Genomic DNA, 16,680 nt, shown 5'->3' with positions numbered 1-16,680 from the left:
TTTGCGCCTCGCGCACGTAGAACACGGGAGAGATGAGCGAACAAGCCGAGTCCGGGCACGACGTGGGCGAGCCCAGCGAGCAGTGGCGCGAGTACCGGGGCGCGCCCACCGGCACCGACATCGAGTGCGAGCACTGGCGGGCGGAGGCCGCGCTCCGCATGCTGAACAACAACCTCGACCCCGAGGTGGGCGAGCGCCCCGAGGACCTGGTCGTCTACGGCGGCACCGGCCGCGCGGCGCGGTCGTGGGACGCCTACGACGCGATCCTCGCGGAACTGCGCGAATTGGGCGAGACGGAGACGCTGCTCGTCCAGTCGGGCAAGCCCGTGGGGCGGTTCGAGACCCACGAGCGCGCGCCGCGGGTCCTCATCGCCAACTCCAACCTCGTCGGCAAGTGGGACGACTGGGAGCACTTCCACGAACTCGAAGCGAAGGGACTGATCATGTACGGCCAGATGACGGCCGGGTCCTGGGCGTACATCGGCACCCAGGGCATCATCCAGGGCACCTACGAGACGCTGGCGGCGCTCGCCGACGAGCACTACCCCGACAACGACGGTCTGCGCGGCAAGGTCGTCGTCACGGGCGGCCTCGGCGGCATGGGCGGCGCACAGCCGCTGGCGGTCACGATGAACCACGGCGTCTGCATCGCCGCGGAGGTGGACGAGGACCGCATCGACCGCCGCATCGAGACGGGCTACTGCCAGGAGAAGACCGACGACCTGGACGAGGCCATCGAGCGCGCGAAGGAAGCCGCCGAAGCCGGCGAACCCTACTCCGTCGGCGTGCACGTCAACGCCGCCGACGTGCTGGAGGGGATGCTCGACCGTGGGTTCGTCCCCGACGTCGTCACCGACCAGACGAGCGCCCACGACGAACTTGAGGGGTACTACCCCTCGGGCTACACCGTCGACGAGGCCGACGCTCTCCGGGAGGAGGACCCGGATGCGTACGTCGAGGTGAGCCTCGACACGATGGAGCGCCACGTCCGCGCCATCCTCGACCTCCAGGACGCCGGCAGCGTCGCCTTCGAGTACGGCAACAACATCCGCGGCCAGGTCGAGGAGCACCGCGGGATGGAGACTGCGTTCGACTACCCAGGCTTCGTCCCCGCCTACATTCGCCCGCTGTTCTGCGAGGGGAAGGGACCGTTCCGCTGGGCGGCGCTCTCCGGCGACCCCGCGGACATCCACCGCACCGACGAGGCGGTCAAGGAACTGTTCCCCGAGAAAGAGCAACTGCACCGCTGGATCGACCTCGCCCAGGAGCAGGTCGAGTTCCAGGGGCTCCCCTCCCGGGTCTGCTGGCTGGGCTACGACGCCGACGCCGACGGCCTCACCGAGCGCGCGCGCTTCGCGCTCCGCATCAACGACCTCGTCGCGGCGGGCGAGATCGCCGCGCCGGTCGTCGTCACCCGGGACCACCTCGACGCCGGCAGCGTCGCCAGCCCCAACCGCGAGACGGAGGCGATGCGGGACGGCACCGACGCGGTCGCCGACTGGCCCGTCCTGAACGCCCTGCTGAACTGCGCGGCGGGCGCGGATATCGTCAGCGTCCACGACGGCGGCGGCGTCGGCATCGGCAACGCGCTCCACGCCAACAACCACGTCGTCCTCGACGGCTCCGACCTCGCCGCCGAGAAGGCGCGCGCCGTCTTCACGACCGACCCCGGCATGGGCGTCGTCCGCCACGCCGACGCAGGCTACGAGCACGCCGTCGACGAGGCAGAGCGGTCGAACGTCGCCGTCCCCATGCGTGACCGAAAATGACGGGACTCACTCATCCCGACGAGTGGACCGTCCCCTCGTCGGACCCGAACGACGAGCAGTTCGGCGACGTCGTCGAGCGCGCGTCGCTCGCCGACGCTGACGACTACGACGCCGTGCTCGTCGGCGAACCGTACGACGGCGCCGTCATCGGCCGCCGCGGCGCGCGCGAGGGACCCGCCGCGCTCCGCGACGCGCTCGCCGCCACCAAGACCCACCACTTCGACGCTGGCCCGGTCGCGGACGTGGCGGACCTCGGCGACGTCGACGTCCCGGCGGACGAGGGCGTCGCGGCGGTCCAGGACGCAGTGCAGTCCGCCACGGAAGACGTCCACGAGAGCGACGCCGTCCCCGTCTTCCTCGGCGGCGACAACTCCCTGACCGTGCCGAACGCCGCGCCGCTGCTCGACGCGGGGTCGCTGGGGATCGTCAACTTCGACGCCCACCTCGACTGCCGCGAGCTGCGCGACGGCCCGACCAGCGGCACGCCGTACCGCCAGTTGCACGAGGCGGGCCTCGACGCCTACAGCGTGGTCGGCGCGCGTCACTTCGAGACGTCGACGGCGTACGCGGACTACCTCCGCGAGCGGGACGGCGAGGTCGTCACGAGCGAGGAGGTGGGCGACGACGTCGTCTCGGCCGTCGACAGCGCGCTGGCGGGGATGGACGTCGACGCCCTCTACGTCAGCGTCGACCTCGACGTGCTGGACGCCGCCGCGGCACCCGGCGTGAGCGCGCCGACGCCCGGCGGCCTGACGACCCGGGAACTGTTCCGTGCACTGCGCCTCGTGGCGAGCAGCGCGCGCCGCGAACGCGGTGGCCCCCAGATTGTGGGGTTCGAGGTGGTCGAGTGTGCGCCCCCGCTGGACGAAGGCGACCGGACGGCGCGGGCCGGTGCGCGCGCTATCGCGCACTTCCTCGCCGCGCTGGGAGGTGGCCGATGAGCGACCTCGACGCCGTCGTCCACGGCGCGAACGAGGTCGTCACCGTCGACGACGAGGGCGAACTCGGCATCTACGAGGACGCCGCCGTCGCGGTGGTGGACGGCGAGGTGGCCCGCGTCGGCCCTTCTGGCCCCGTAAAGCGCGAGTTCCCGCCGGCGAACGCCGACCACGACGTCGACGCCGACGGGGCCGCAGTCGTCCCAGGGTTCGTCGACCCGCACACCCACGCGCTGTTCGCGGGCGACCGCTCCGACGAGTTCGAGGCGAAGCTCCAGGGCGCCACCTACCAGGAGCTACTGGAGGAAGGCGGCGGCATCCTTCGCACCGTCCGGGCGACCCGGAACGCGAGCGACGGGACGCTGCTCGACAACCTGCTCTCCCACCTCGACGTGATGCTCGCGCACGGCACGACCACCGTCGAGGTGAAGTCGGGGTACGGCCTCGACACCGAGACGGAACTACGGATGCTCGACGTCATGGCCCGCGCCGACGAGGTCCACCCGGTCGACGTGGTGCCGACGTTCATGGGCGCCCACGCCGTCCCGGAGGGTCGCGAGGCCGACGACTACGTCGACGAGGTGGTCGACGAGCAGCTCCCCGCGGTCGCCGACCAGGACATCGCGGAGTTCTGCGACGTCTTCTGCGAGGAGGGCGTCTTCGACGTCGAGCAGTCCCGGCGCGTCCTGGAGGCCGGCGAGGCGGTCGGCCTGAAGCCGAAGGTCCACGCCGAGGAACTCGCCCACCTCGGCGGGACGCAACTCGCCGCCGGGATGGGGGCGACGAGCGCCGACCACCTGCTCCACGCCACCGAGGAGGACGTCGCGGCCGTCGCCGGGACGGGCGTCTCGCCGGTGCTCCTCCCCGGGACGGCGTTCAGCCTCGGCGCGGACTACGCCGACGCGCGGGCGTTCCTTGACGCCGGTGCGCCGGTCGCCGTGGCGACCGACTTCAACCCGAACTGCTACTCACAGAGCATGGGCTTCGCCCAGTCGCTCGCCTGCGTCGAGATGGGGATGACCCCTGCCGAGGCGCTGGTCGCGGCGACGCGCAACGCCGCGCTGGCCGTCGACCGCCGCGACGGCACCGGCACGCTGCGGGAGGGGACGCCGGGCGACCTCGCCGTGCTCGACGCGCTGACGTACGTCCACGTCCCCTACAACTTCGGCGTGAACGCCGTCGACACCGTGCTGAAGGGCGGCGAGGTGGTCGCGAGAGAAGGTGCTGCCGCGCACGACGAGGGGGTGCGAGCGTGACCGCGGTCCGCGTCGACGGCGAGTCGCTCACGCCTGCCGACGTCGAGCGCGTGGCCCGCGACGACGCCCGGGTCGTCGTCCCCGAGGACGCCCGCGAGCGGGTCCGGGCCGCCCGCGACCGCGTCGAGGAGGTCGTCGAGAGCGGCCAGGCCGTCTACGGCGTCAACACCGGTTTCGGCGAACTCGTCGACGAGCGCATCCCGGCCGACGAGATAGAGACGCTGCAGACCAACCTCGTCCGGAGCCACGCCGCCGGGGCGGGCCGCGACCTCACCCGCGAGGAGGTCCGGGCGATGATGGTCGGCCGCGTCAACGCCCTCGTCAAGGGGTACTCCGGCGTCCGCGAGGTCGTCGTTGACCACCTCGTGACGATGCTGAACGAGGGCGTCCACCCGGTCGTCAGGTCGCGCGGCAGCCTCGGCGCGAGCGGCGACCTCGCACCGCTGGCCCACCTCGCGCTCGTCCTCGTCGGCGAAGGGGAGGCGCGCGTCGAGGAACCCGCGAGCGACCCGGCGGCGGTCGACGGGCCGCTGGACGGCGACGCCGCGCTGGCGACCGCCGACCTCGAACCGCTGACGCTCCGCGCGAAGGAGGGGCTGGCGCTCATCAACGGCACCCAACTGACGGTGGGGCTCTCGGCGCTCGCGGTGCGCGACGCCGAGCGCGCGGTCCGAGCGGCCGACGTCGCCGGCGCGCTCACGACCGAGGTGACGATGTCGACGACCGCCTCCGCTGACCCCGCCATCGCGGACGTGCGCCAGCACGCCGGCCACGCCGCCAGCGCGCGCAACGTGAAGCGACTCACCGCCGACTCCGAGGTCGTCGAGTCCCACCGCAACTGCGACCGCGTGCAGGACGCCTACTCCATCCGCTGTCTCCCGCAGGTCCACGGTGCGGTCCGCGACGCCGTCGCCCACCTCCGCGACGCGGTGGCGACGGAACTCAACAGCGCCACCGACAACCCGCTCATCTTCCCCGCCGACGACGTCGACGACCGCGCCAGCGGCACCGGCGACGCCGCCGTCCTCTCCGGCGGCAACTTCCACGGCGACCCGCTCGCGCTCCCCCTCGACTACCTGACGAACGCGGTCACGGAACTGGCCGCCATCGCCGAGCGCCGCGTCGACCGCATGCTCAACCCCAACGTGCAGGAGCCACACCTCCCGCCCTTCCTCACCGAGCACTCCGGCCTGCGCTCGGGCTACATGATCGCCCAGTACACGGCGGCCGCGCTGGTCAACGAGAACCGCGCGACCGGCCGGCCGTCGATGGACAACACGCCCGTCAGCGGCAATCAGGAGGACCACGTGAGCATGAGCGCCCAGAGCGCCTACGACGCCCGCGACGCGGTCGCAAACGCCGTCACCGTCGTCGGTATCGAACTCCTCTGTGCCGCCCAGGCCGCCGAGTTCGTCGACGACGACCTCCGGCACGGCGTCGGCACGGGTGCCGCCTACGACGCGGTGCGCGAGGTCGTCCCGCCGCTCGTCGAGGACCGCCCCGTCCACGAGGAGATCTCGGCGGCCGAGACGATGGTCCGCTCCGGCCTACTCGAATCGCGCGTCGAGGACGACCTCGACGGGTCGCTGGAGTAGCCCTACGCCCGCGTCCCGCCCCGGTCGCCCCCCGCACCTCTTGCTCGCGGTCGAGCGCCCAGAACCCGTGCTCCGGACAGCGGAACACGCCGTCGAAGACGCGCTCGGACGCCGCGTCGCAGTCCGGACACGGCCGCGCCGGCCCCTCGGCGTCGGTGTCCGCCCCCATCGCGTCGTACACCTTCTCCCACCCGCCGCTGGGCGAGGCCCGCTCGTCAACCATCGCCTCCTCCGGCGCCACAGCGGAAGCACCCATCCGTCAGTCGGGAATCCGTACTCTCCAGGCCGCACCGCTCGCACCGCCAGTAGTGGTGGTCGAGGCGTCCCTCCGCGTCGACCCCCTCGTGCGGCCCCGTTATCGCGTTCGCGTCGGAACTATCGTGTGCTGGTGTCGTTCGGATGCACATCTGGTCTGTCGTCTGCGGTCCGGTGTGCCCGTCGCACCCGGACGGCGTTCACTGCACTCTACCCCCCATCTGTCCACTCGCGTCGCTGCCGGGTCCCGCTGCTATCCGTCCCTTCCGGCGCGTCGACGCGTGGTCCCGTCGCTACCCGGTCTCGTCGCTGGTCGTGCTACCCGTCGTCCACACCGTCGTCGAAAACGCCCCGTCTGCGGCGGAGGGCAGCGCCGGCTACTGCGCCGGCGGCTCGGACTCCCCGGCCTCGGGGTCGCTCTCGCCGTCCGAGTCGAGGCTCTCTAACGCGTTGATGGCGCTCTCGCGGTACTGCTCGACCGGGAGGTCGTACTCCTGGTCGGCCATCGCGGCGTACTGGTTCACGTCCTCGTCGAACGCCTCGACGCGTTCGAGCGTCCGCTCGGCCGTCTCGACGACCCAGCGGTCGCGCGTCGCCGCGTCGACGACGGTGATGGACTCCGGACGGACGGAGACGTTGACCGTCCCGTCGTCCGTCTCGTACGTCCGCGGCTTGCCGGCGATGGCGACGTAGGCCGGCGGTTCGAGTTCGCGGAGCATCCCCGCGGCGTCGGGCTGGTACTGGCCGGCGTAGACGAAGAACGTCCCGGTCGGGTCGACGACCCGGCCGCGCCAGTACTCGCTGTCCTCGCCGACGTCCTCCTTCTCGGTCAGCGTGCCGACGACGAACACGCGGTTCGCCCGCTCGCCCGTGGGGAGGAGCAGGTAGACCGGTGCGCGCTCGTCCTCCGACTCCTTGAACGTGTGACTCGCGTCGTTGAACTCCGCGGCGAACGCGCGCCGCGCGACCTCTCGGGTTGGTGCACCACTCATGTCAGATCGACCTCGCTTTGATGAGCGCCTCTTCGACGTCCACTGGCCCGGACAGCGTCTCCATCTCGTCGACGAGCAGGTACCGACCCATCGTCGGTCCCGCGACGCGGTAGTAGTGTCCGAGCGTCTTCTCGCGCATCTCGTCGGCGACGACGGTCGTGTCGAGCGCGTCCATCGCCATCTGCTTCGCCTCGTCGAGCGAGATGCCGGTCAGTTCCTCGGTCGCCTCCTCGTCGAAGATGACCTCGTGCACGTCGACGCCGTCGTCGACGACGCCCTTGATGCGGAGGTCGAACTCGCCCTCGACCTCGCCGTGCTCGGAGCAGCGCCCGTTCTGGAGGACGCGCGTGCAGTCCTCGTGCGGGCAGCGCTTGATGAGGCCGCTGCCGGACTGGATGTCGACCAGCGCGCCCTCGACCTCCTCGCTGTCGTCGCCGACCTCCATCTCCTGGTCGAGTTCCTCGACGGTCGTCGTGCGGTTGAGCTTCACCGAGTAGTTGCCCTGGTACTCGTCGGTGACGACGTTCCCGAGGCTGTACACCTTGCCCTCCTCCAGTTCGGGGAGGTCGGACTTGGCCCACTTGGTGAACTTGATGGTGCCGCTCTCGTCGCCGAGCAGGCCGACCTGCCCGACGGCGTCGCTGCGCGGCTCCCAGAGGTCGACGACCTTCGCGGTGACGTTCAGCCACTCCTCGTCGGTGTCGATGTCCGCGAGCTGGGCGTCTTCGGTGCCGCCGCCGCTGCGGATCTCGTCCCGTTCGAGGCCCGCCTCGTCGAGGTAGTGGCTGACGACGCTACGGCGCGCCTCCTCCATCGGCACCTTGTACTCGTTGACGAGGCTGTCGAGCCGCGAGGCTACGTCGTCGACCGTCACGTCCAGATGGTCGGAGAACTGTTCCTGTATCTCGGTTGCGTGCTGTCGCACATCGGTCATGGTTTGCTCCACGTCTCCGCTTTGGTTTCCACGGGAGACGCGTCGGGATTGGTTCGGCATGGTATAAAAGGTTACGTGACCGGGGCGGAAGTGAAAACGGGGGAGAGAGGTCGTGTTTTGGGAAAATACGGGCGTTTCCTGGGGTCGGATTTCGGCCGCTCCGGCCGCGCTGACGGGTTCGTCGCGGGGGCGGGTCGGATTCGACCAACTCGCGGTGGCGTCGAACGGGAGGATGTGGCGACCGCTCCCGACTCCACCCGAAATTCCTTGTCGCGTCCCGACAGATAGTCCGGCATGAGCGACGTAGTCGACGAACGGCTCTCCCCCGACGAGGCGTTCGAACTCGTGGCCCACGAGCTGCGGTTCCGCATCCTCCGGGAACTCAACGAGGCGGACGAACCGCTCGCGTTCACCGGACTCCAGTCGCGCGTCGGCGTCGAGGACCCGGGCCAGTTCAACTACCACCTCGGCAAACTCGTCGGCCGGTTCGTCCGGGACGGCGACGAGGGGTACCGCCTCACCGGTGCCGGCCGACGGCTCGTCGGGGCCGTGTTCTCGGGCGGCTACACCAGCGTGCTGGACGCAGAGCCGGTGGAGATGGACGTCCCCTGCCTGAACTGTGGCGCGCCGATGTCGGCGCGGTTCCGCGACGACGGCATCACCATCGACTGCGACGACTGCGACATGATCTTCAGCAACCCCGAGATTCCGCCGGGCGTGCTGGAGGCGCATTCCCGCGATGAGGCGCCCGCCGTCGTCGACCGCTGGACGAAGGCCTACCTCCACGTGCAGACGTACGGTTTCTGCCCCTACTGCGACGGCCCCATCGAGACGGCGGTGGTCCGTCCCGGCGACGACCTCGCCGCGGACTGGTTCGACGGCGAACGGTTCGACGTCCGGGTCGTCCACCGCTGCCGGCGGTGCCACCACCGCGTGGACTCGCTGGTCCCGTTCGCCGTCCTCGCCCACCCGGCCGTCGTCGGATTCCACCACGAGCGCGGCGTCGACCTCCGGAAGACGCCGGTGTGGGAACTCGACTGGTTCCGGTCGGGCGTCGCCACGCTCGCTAACGACGACCCACTCCGCTTCGAGGTCCCCGTCAGCATCGGTGGCGTGACGTGCACGTTCACGTTCGACGCCGACCTCGACGTCGTCGACGAGCGCCGCGTCGACGCCGGCGAACGTGAAAACAGCTAGACAGAAGTTCGTTTCTGCAATCCGGCCCACAGAAATGTATTTCTACGAACACTTAACGGGTGGTGGACCCTGCGTCCGTTCATGTCGTCGCTACGACGGAACGCCTCGTTCGTCCGACTGTTCCTCGGCAGACTCGCCACCAACGCCGGGGACAGCCTCTACTTCATCGGCGCGATGTGGCTCGTCTACCACCTGACCGGTTCGTCGCTGTACACGGGCATCGCCGGCTTCCTGGTCCAGTTGCCCACCAGCGTCCAGTTCCTGTTCGGCCCGCTCGTCGACCGCTGGGAACTGCGGCGCGTCCTCGTCGGGACCCAGGTCGTCCAGGGCGTCTTCGTCCTGGCGGTGCCGCTCGCCGCGGCGACGGGCCACCTCTCGGTGTGGGTCGTGCTGGTCGTCATGCCGGTCCTCTCGCTGATCAACCAGTTCGTCTACCCGGCCCAGACCGCGGTGCTCCCCCGCATCGTCGACGACGAGAACCTCGTCCGCGCGAACTCGCTGTTCTCGACCGCTTACCAGGGCGCCGACGTGGTGTTCAACGCCGCGGGCGGCGCGATCCTCGCGGTCGTCGGCGCGACCACCCTGTTCGTCGTCGACTCGGTCACCTTCGCCGTCGCGGCCTTCCTGTTCGTCGGCCTGACCATCCCCACCGCGGACGCAGAGGACGCGGTGGACGACGAGGTGGAAGACGCCAACGATGCGACCGCCGCCAGCGAGGCGGACGGGGGGACCGACTCGGAAGATGCGGACGCCGCAGATAGCGCGGAGGACGTGACCGACGCCGACGACGGCTACCTTGCCGACCTCCGGGAGGGCATCGACTACCTCCGCGGGTCGGTCGTCCTGTCCATGGTGCTCGGCGCGATGGTCTCGAACGTCGGCGGCGGCGCGATGATGGCCGTCCTGCCCGCGTTCGCCGACACGCTGGGCGGTCCGGAGACGTACGGCCTGTTGATGGCCGCCACCGCTGGCGGGAGTCTGGTCGGCGCGGCCGCCGCGTCGCTGGTCGAGGACACGCCGTACGGCCCGTTCTCTATCGTCGGATTCACGTTCTCCAGCGTCGCCCTCTTTACGGTCCCGTTCGCGCCCGGTCCCCTGAGCACCGCCATCCTGATAGCCGTCTCACTCACACCGATCGGGGCGTTCAACGTGATGTTCTCGTCGATGCTCCAGTCGTCGGTCGACGAGGCGCTGCTCGGCCGGGTCAGCGCCGTCGTGTCGAGTCTCACCGCGGTCATGATTCCGGTCGGCAACCTCATCGGCGGGGCCGTTGGCGAGGCGATCGCTCCCGGAGCGGTGCTGTACCTGCTGGCGGGGACGACGCTGCTGCTCGCGGTCTACTTCCTCGTCCACCCGCGCATCCGGTCGCTGCCGTCGGTGTCGGAGGCAGACGAGACCACGCTCGGCCTGCCGTCGGCGTCCGACTCGTAGCCGGCGCACCGTTCGAACTTTCACCCTGCCGGTCCATGCCGACGTATGGACGACCGACTCGAACGCTTCCTCCGTTCGACGCTCCGGGAGGCGGGCAAACGGGTCGAGGAGCAGCGCAACGCGGCATCCGACCAGCTCTCGGAGGCGAGGGACGCCTACCGGAACGCCCGCGACGCCGCGCTGGTCGACCTGCCGACCGACGACGAGGGGCGCGCGAAGATCGTCTGTCGCCGGTACGTCGAGCGCCGGGCCGCCCGCCTGGACCCCGAGGGGCGACCGGCCTGCTTCGACGCCGACCACCCCGACTGTCAGGGGTGCGCCGAGGACGTGCGCGCGGGCCGCGTCGAGACGTGGTGAGGAGTCGAGCGCCTCCGGTCGACGCCCGCACAGCGACCCGGTCTGTCGGTTCACCGCCGTCTGTCGCGAACTCCTCGAAGACGCCCGACTAACGGCCTGTAACTGGGAAAATCTCGGAAATCGTCAACATAGCTTATCATGTCGCCCATCGTACTCTCTACGTGAGGAATTATCATGAGCACTGAAACTGTACGTGAAGCTGAACTGCTGGAGAACACTGCAGCCGAATCGTGGCGCGGGATGATGGTTGGGGGCGTCGTCGTCGCCGTTCTCGGCATCCTGGCCGTCGTCTTCCCGTTCGTCACCGGCGTCTCGCTGTCGATACTGCTCGGAGCGGCGCTGGTCGTGGGGAGCCTCGTCCACCTCGCGTCGGCCTTCTCCGGCCCGGGCTGGAAGGGGTTCGTCGTCCAGGGACTGCTGGCGGTCGTCTACGCCGTCGCCGGCATCTCGCTGATGGCCAACCCGGTCGTCGGGCTCGCGACGCTGACCGTGCTGGTCGCCGCGTTCCTGTTCGTCGACGGCATCTTCGAGATCGTCATGGGCGTCCGGATCCGCCCGGAGAAGAGCTGGGGGAGCCTCGTCATCAGCGGCCTGCTGGCCCTCGTGCTCGCCGGCCTCGTCTGGGCCAGCTTCCCGAGCAGCGCGGCCTGGGCCGTCGGCTTGCTCTTCGGCGTGAACCTGCTGTTCACCGGCATCTCGATGGTGTTCGTCGCCATGGGCGGCCGCGAGGCGGCCCGTACGACCACCAAGCCGCCGGAGGCCGAACCGCGCGGCGCCTGAACTGTCCACCGTTTTCGATTCCGTTCCGTCCGTCAGTCACGACGTTCCCGTCTCGTCGTCGCGCCCCTCGTTTCTCCTGTCGTTACGTCCCTCGCTTCTCCCCTGGTCGTGCCGCTCGTCTCTTCCGTCGTCGACGTGCGCCCCGCGTCCATCTCGCTCCACGCCCTCGTCACTGCCCGCGCTCCCGTCGCTGCTCTCGCCGTCGTTCTCCGCTCGCTCGCCACGCTGGGTCGCCAGCACCGGGTCGCCGTGCACGAGCGCCGGGAAAACCTGCCGCGCGAACTCCAGCGTGACGACGAGCAGGATGGGCGCGAGGAAGACGCCGTACCAGCCGAAGGTTGCGGCACCGAGCAGGTAGGCGACGAGCATGAGTCCAGTGCCCGTCCGCCGGCCGGTGAACGCGGGCCGGACGAGATAGCGTATCGTCGGGTCGATGCCGAACCAGCCCGAGAGCGGCACGACCGCGGCGAACCAGAGGTCGACGGGGTCGCCCTGCACCGCCAGCGCGGCGAGGTACAGGCCGAGCGGCACGTAGACGAGCGACCGACCGACGAGCGGGATGAACGTCGCGACGCCGGTGAGCAACCCGAGCAGGAGCGGGAGCGGAATCGCGACGCCCGGTGGCGCGAGCAGGTTCAGCGCGCTGTACAGCACCCACGCCAGCACCATGACGGCGAAGATGGTGAGCATCTGGCCGAAGAAGACGGCGTCGAGCTCGCGGTCGACGGCGGCGAGGAAGCGGTAGCCCGCCGTCTCCTCGTCGGCGACGCGCTCCCGGAACCAGCGCGCCGCCCGGCGGTCGTCCCGCAGCAGGAAGAACACGGACGCGAACACGAGCGTCACGTGGAACGTGAGCCGCAGGGCGGACGCCAGCGCGTCCAGCGCGCCCCGGAACAGGACCTCCCCGTTCTCCACCTCCCCGGCCAGCACCGGGAGCAGTTCGCGTGGCGACGTCGACAGCAGCGAGAGGTCGGCGTACGGGTCGACGAGGGCCGCGAACCGGGCCCAGTCGGCCGCCGTCAGCGCGAGCACCTGCTCGACGGCGACGGCGGCGACGAAGGCGAGGATGGCCACGAACGGCAGGATGATGAGGGCGATGGTGAGCGACGCCGCCATCCCCGCGCTGCCCACGACCGACTCGACGCGGCGCGCGATGGGTCGCCCGACGTAGTAGAGGAAGACGGCGAACGCGAAGGTGCCGACGTAGCGGTAGGCCGCGTACGCCAGCATGGCCGCGATGGCGACCGCGAGCACCCACCACGCGCGGCGGAACCGGTCGTCTGACCCTGTCACGTCCTCTCACGTGACGGTTCCCAGCGGTAAAACTCCCAGCGTGGACGGCGGCCCGCTCTCTACGCAGACGGCTCGCTCTCCGCGCGGACGGTCCCGCCGGTCACTCGTCGTCGAAGTCGGTGACGTCCTCGTCGGGGAGGGTGATGAGGTTCTCGCGCCCGATGCGGAGCTTGTCGACGCGGCCCTCCTCGTCCATCGAGGAGAGTAGCTGTGACACCTTCGCGTTCGACCAGTTCGTCTCGGTGACGATGTCGGCCTGCTTCATCCGGCCCCCGTTCTCGCGCAGCAGGCGCTCGACCCGTTCCTCGTCGGACAGCAGTTCCAGGTCGCGCTCGTCGGTGTCGTCGGGCCCCGGCGCCGGGCCCGGCGTCGGCGGCACGTCCTCCGCCGGCGGCACGTCCTCCGCCGCCGCGGCGTCCACCGTCCCGTCGTCGGTCCGACGCTGTGCCAGCACGTAGACGCCGGCGCCGCCGACGCCGACGACCAGCAGCAGCCCCACGACTCCCGGCAGGCTCACCAGTTCGAACCCGTCGCGGCCGTTGGGCCCGGTGGTGCTGTCGTGCCTGTAGGTCACGTCGATCTCGCCGGGGGTGAACGTCTTCGGCCCCTCGTAGTAGACCGTCCCGGCCCTGACCTCCGGGCCGCCGTTCGAACTCAGGAACTCGTAGCCGTCGGGCTTCCGGATGACGAGGCGCTGGTCGTCCTTGAGCTCCCAGAGCCACGTCGAGTTCCCGCCGTCGAGCAGGAACGCGTCGTGGATGACGACCTGGGAGCCAGACGTCCGCGAGAAGTTCGTCCAGACGAACGTGAGCGAAAGCTGGCCCGTCCCGTTACCGGTGCCGGCGGTCCGTTCGACGTTGCGGATCTCCATCTCGCGTCCCGTCTCCTGCTGGGCAAGTTCCGCCGCGGCCCGGAACGCGTCGACAGAGTAGCGGACGTCGCTGCGTCCCCGCTCGAAGTCGCGGCGGAGACGCTCGAACGCCGCCGTCTCGTTTTCGGTGTCGAGCGAGAACCGGGTCGTGACGTTCCAGCGGACGTCGCCGTCGCGCTGCGGCGTCAGGGAGATTGTGGTGCCGTTCAGGTGCGACCCGTTCGCCGTCCGGTCCGCGACGGTGGTGCCGACGCTGGCCGGCGGTCCCTGGTGTGCACCGCCCGTACCGGCGACGACGCCCAGGGCGAGGAGGGAGAGGAGGGCAACGAGGAGGGCGGGGTGTGGCCGCATATACCTGTGTCGTCAATCGTGCAAGAAAATTCTTTCCATACCTGCGATAAAACGTCTGCGGCGCGTGTAAATCGTCTCACCCTGTCTCGTCCGTTCTCGCTATCCTCCCGTGATACCCCCTATATTTTAATGGTCTGCTTCGTAAGCAACGTCCATGAGACGCGCCCTCCCGCTTCTCGCCGCGCTCCTCCTTCTCGTCTCCGCGCCCGGGGTCGCCCTCCAGGCCGACGCTCCCCGGGCCGGTGAGTCGGCGCCCGCACGGGCGACGGAAACGGTGACGCTCCCGGGCGTCAACGACACGACCGCCCACCTGCACGTCGACGCCGGGAGGTCGGCCGTCGTCGACCCGTCCGTCGGCGTCGGCGCTGCACTGTCGATGGACGGGTCCGCGATGGAGTCGAAGCTCGCCGAGTACACGCTCGAGGAGCGACTCGCGGCCGAGCAGTCGAGCGCGAAGAAGGAGCAGACGGTCCTGGAGTACAAGTACCACGTCGAGTCGCGCCTGTCCGCGCTCCAGAACTACCGGAAGTCGCTCCGGCAGGAGTTCAACGACGGCCGGCTCTCCCCCCGGGAGTACGCGTACGGGCTCGCGGCGGTCGACGCGGAGGCCGAAGCACTGCGGGACTCGATCGGTCGCCTGGAGTCGAGTTCCGAGCGCATCTCGGGACTCTCCTTCTACACGCGGAACATGAACGCCACCGTCCAGACCCTGGAGGGCCCGGTGACCGAGCGAGTCGACGACGTCGTGCGGGGTCGCACCGGTTCGACCCGCATCTACGTGGGGACGTCGGACGTCGGCACGGCCCTGTCGATGATCGCCGACGGCCGGTACGTCCGGGAGGCGTACCGCAGCGACAACCGGAACCTCAGTCGCACTTCGAGCGGGACGATATACGAGGTCGGCCGGCAGGTACTCACAGAGCAGTATCCGTGGGTGATGGAGAACCGTACCAGGATGTCTTCGGGGATCTACAGTCCACTGAACTTCTACCCGACGACGATCCATCACGAACAGGGAACGCTGACGGCCCACGTCGACGTCGGCACCCGGAAGATATTCGGCGAGATACAGCGCAAGCGCCTGGGTGCGTTCCCGACCGGCGAACCGATTCGCAACGCGACGACCGGAATCTCGATCGCCGTCAACCGGACGTATCCCGGTGGTCCGCTGCACGTCACCCTGACGGATTCGGACGGGAACGCAGTCGACGCACCGGTCTCCGTCGACGGCAGGACCGTCGGGACGACCGGTGACGACGGCGAACTCTGGACGGTCGCACCGGGCGAGACCTTCACCGTCTCGGCGCGACGCGGGCTGAACACGGTCTCGGTCACCCTCACCCCCGACGGCGTCACGCCGGTCAACTCGACGGTCGCCCCGCCCGAATCCTGAAGTACGGAGCCGCGACCACTCCGTGGCGTGTCGTCTCGCGCCCTCTCGCCCGTCGTCGGAACGGCCCTCCTCGTCGTCGTGACGGTCGTCCTCGCCGGGACGCTCGGGGCCGTCGCGCTCGAATCGACCTCGGTTCGACCGCCGTCACACGCCGCGGTGACCGTCTCGGCCGACGCCGACGCCGACCGGCTCACCTTCGTCCACCGCGCCGGCGACTCGCTACCCGTCGACCGCCTCACGGTCGTGGTCCGGGTGGACGGGACGCCGCTCGCCCACCAGCCGCCGGTTCCCTTCTTCGCCGCGACGGGGTTCCGCTCCGGCCCCACGGGGCCGTTCAACAGCGCGGCGAACGAGACGTGGGACGCGGGCGAACGGACGAGCGTTCGACTCGCCGGGACGAACGCTCCGCTCTTTGAACCGGGAGACAGCGTCGCGGTACGGATACTGCTGGACGGGCGACTCCTCGTGGCGGTGCGGACGACGGCGGAGTGAGAGAGACGAGGGCGCTAAGAGAAACTGCGGTGGTCGCGGTGGTAGCTACTCCGACCCGGGGACGCGCGCGACGGTGGTGATGGCGACGTCCGGGTCGTAGCTCGGTCCCATCTCGCGGTGGCGGACGTCTTCGTAGCCCGCCGCCCGGAACATCCGGTCGGCTTCGTCGCGGTCGTAGAACAGCATGATGGCGTCCGCGACCTTCTGCATGACGCCCGTCTTCGGGTAGTTCGGGCCGACGACGAGCACCCGTCCGCCGGGCCTGGTCACGCGACGCATGTCCCGCAGCGTCGCGACGGGGTCGGGCCAGTACTCGATGGACCCCGAGGACCAGACGACGTCGAAGGTGTCGTCCCTGAACGGGAGCCGTTCGGCGTCGCCCCGGTAGAAGCTGACCGGGTCGTGCTTGCCGAGCTTCTCCCACGCCTTCTCGAGCTGGTGGACGCTCTGGTCGAGGCCGTGGACGTTCTCGGTGTGTTCGAGCAGTCCTTCGGTGCCGAACCCGGTGCCACAGCCGACGTCGAGCACGCGGTCGTCCGCGTCGACGTCGAGCATCGCGAGCGCCTCCGCGCGCATCTCCTCGTTCCAGATGAAGGGGTTGACCGTGTCGTACACCTTCGAGAGGTACTTGTAGAAGACCCTGGCGCGACGCTTGTTTTCGAGGATGCCCATTATCCCGCCGTTACGGGCCGACGCTCATCAATCCCACCGTTTCGCCTCCGTCGGCGGTCGGCACGCCGTCGACACCTGTCCGGGAGCGGCTCGGCCTGCCCGGT

15 protein-coding genes are annotated in these 16,680 nt (G+C 69.9%); 10 read left to right on the top strand and 5 right to left on the bottom strand.

Annotated features, from left to right (window positions below):
* Positions 1-32: 32 nt before the first annotated feature.
* The 4 genes from hutU to hutH are packed head-to-tail and all read left to right on the top strand — an operon-like array spanning position 33 to position 5,558.
* Entirely contained in the window at positions 33-1,769 is a 1,737-nt protein-coding gene (gene hutU / locus NKT36_RS07940) for a urocanate hydratase (protein ID WP_327050510.1), read from the top strand.
* Positions 1,766-2,710 (top strand): formimidoylglutamase, encoded by a 945-nt coding sequence (gene hutG, locus NKT36_RS07935; RefSeq protein ID WP_327050509.1) that lies wholly within the window; start codon positions 1,766-1,768, stop codon positions 2,708-2,710. The genes hutU and hutG overlap by 4 nt, the downstream gene beginning before the upstream one ends.
* On the top strand, positions 2,707-3,963 hold the full coding sequence (hutI, locus tag NKT36_RS07930; RefSeq protein ID WP_327050508.1) for an imidazolonepropionase: 1,257 nt from the start codon (positions 2,707-2,709) through the stop codon (positions 3,961-3,963). Before hutG ends, hutI begins: the two co-directional genes overlap by 4 nt.
* Positions 3,960-5,558 carry a histidine ammonia-lyase gene (gene hutH, locus NKT36_RS07925; protein WP_327050507.1) on the top strand — a complete coding sequence of 533 codons (1,599 nt, stop codon included), beginning with the start codon at positions 3,960-3,962 and terminating at the stop codon, positions 5,556-5,558. Before hutI ends, hutH begins: the two co-directional genes overlap by 4 nt.
* A gap of 632 nt (positions 5,559-6,190) precedes the next feature.
* Here the strand turns inward: hutH and NKT36_RS07920 are convergent.
* Positions 6,191-6,805: an RPA family protein gene (locus NKT36_RS07920; RefSeq protein ID WP_327050506.1), complete on the bottom strand. Its 615-nt coding sequence runs from the start codon at positions 6,803-6,805 to the stop codon at positions 6,191-6,193.
* A 1-nt stretch (position 6,806) separates the two neighbouring features.
* The gene (locus NKT36_RS07915; protein WP_327050505.1) at positions 6,807-7,739 is read right to left on the bottom strand and encodes a replication factor A; all 933 of its coding nucleotides are present in this window, start codon (positions 7,737-7,739) and stop codon (positions 6,807-6,809) included.
* A gap of 294 nt (positions 7,740-8,033) precedes the next feature.
* Between NKT36_RS07915 and NKT36_RS07910 the strand changes: the two genes are divergently transcribed.
* From NKT36_RS07910 to NKT36_RS07895, 4 genes are all read left to right on the top strand, one after another.
* Positions 8,034-8,936 carry a winged helix-turn-helix domain-containing protein gene (locus NKT36_RS07910; protein ID WP_327050504.1) on the top strand — a complete coding sequence of 301 codons (903 nt, stop codon included), beginning with the start codon at positions 8,034-8,036 and terminating at the stop codon, positions 8,934-8,936.
* A gap of 81 nt (positions 8,937-9,017) precedes the next feature.
* On the top strand, positions 9,018-10,367 hold the full coding sequence (locus NKT36_RS07905) for an MFS transporter (protein WP_327050503.1): 1,350 nt from the start codon (positions 9,018-9,020) through the stop codon (positions 10,365-10,367).
* 45 nt (positions 10,368-10,412) lie between these two features.
* Positions 10,413-10,724 carry a DUF7091 family protein gene (locus NKT36_RS07900; protein ID WP_327050502.1) on the top strand — a complete coding sequence of 104 codons (312 nt, stop codon included), beginning with the start codon at positions 10,413-10,415 and terminating at the stop codon, positions 10,722-10,724.
* 174 nt (positions 10,725-10,898) lie between these two features.
* Positions 10,899-11,504: an HdeD family acid-resistance protein gene (locus tag NKT36_RS07895; RefSeq protein ID WP_327050501.1), complete on the top strand. Its 606-nt coding sequence runs from the start codon at positions 10,899-10,901 to the stop codon at positions 11,502-11,504.
* A 36-nt stretch (positions 11,505-11,540) separates the two neighbouring features.
* Here NKT36_RS07895 and NKT36_RS07890 read toward each other — a convergent pair whose 3' ends face one another.
* A complete protein-coding gene (locus NKT36_RS07890) occupies positions 11,541-12,797 on the bottom strand; it encodes an AI-2E family transporter (protein ID WP_327050500.1) in 1,257 nt (418 codons plus the stop codon).
* Positions 12,798-12,897: 100 nt separating this feature from the next.
* Positions 12,898-14,019 carry a helix-turn-helix transcriptional regulator gene (locus NKT36_RS07885; protein ID WP_327050499.1) on the bottom strand — a complete coding sequence of 374 codons (1,122 nt, stop codon included), beginning with the start codon at positions 14,017-14,019 and terminating at the stop codon, positions 12,898-12,900.
* A gap of 154 nt (positions 14,020-14,173) precedes the next feature.
* Between NKT36_RS07885 and NKT36_RS07880 the strand changes: the two genes are divergently transcribed.
* Positions 14,174-15,412, top strand: a complete 1,239-nt coding sequence (locus tag NKT36_RS07880; protein ID WP_327050498.1) for a DUF7094 domain-containing protein — start codon at positions 14,174-14,176, stop codon at positions 15,410-15,412.
* A gap of 27 nt (positions 15,413-15,439) precedes the next feature.
* A complete protein-coding gene (locus NKT36_RS07875; RefSeq protein WP_327050497.1) occupies positions 15,440-15,904 on the top strand; it encodes a type IV pilin in 465 nt (154 codons plus the stop codon).
* A gap of 45 nt (positions 15,905-15,949) precedes the next feature.
* Here NKT36_RS07875 and NKT36_RS07870 read toward each other — a convergent pair whose 3' ends face one another.
* A complete protein-coding gene (locus NKT36_RS07870) occupies positions 15,950-16,576 on the bottom strand; it encodes a methyltransferase domain-containing protein (RefSeq protein ID WP_327050496.1) in 627 nt (208 codons plus the stop codon).
* Positions 16,577-16,680: the final 104 nt, after the last annotated feature.

The organism is Halomicrococcus gelatinilyticus (assembly GCA_024227995.1).
GTDB lineage: Archaea > Halobacteriota > Halobacteria > Halobacteriales > Haladaptataceae > Halomicrococcus > Halomicrococcus gelatinilyticus.
The sequence above is the reverse complement of the archived record's forward strand: the minus strand, read 5'-3'. Positions and strand labels throughout refer to the sequence as shown.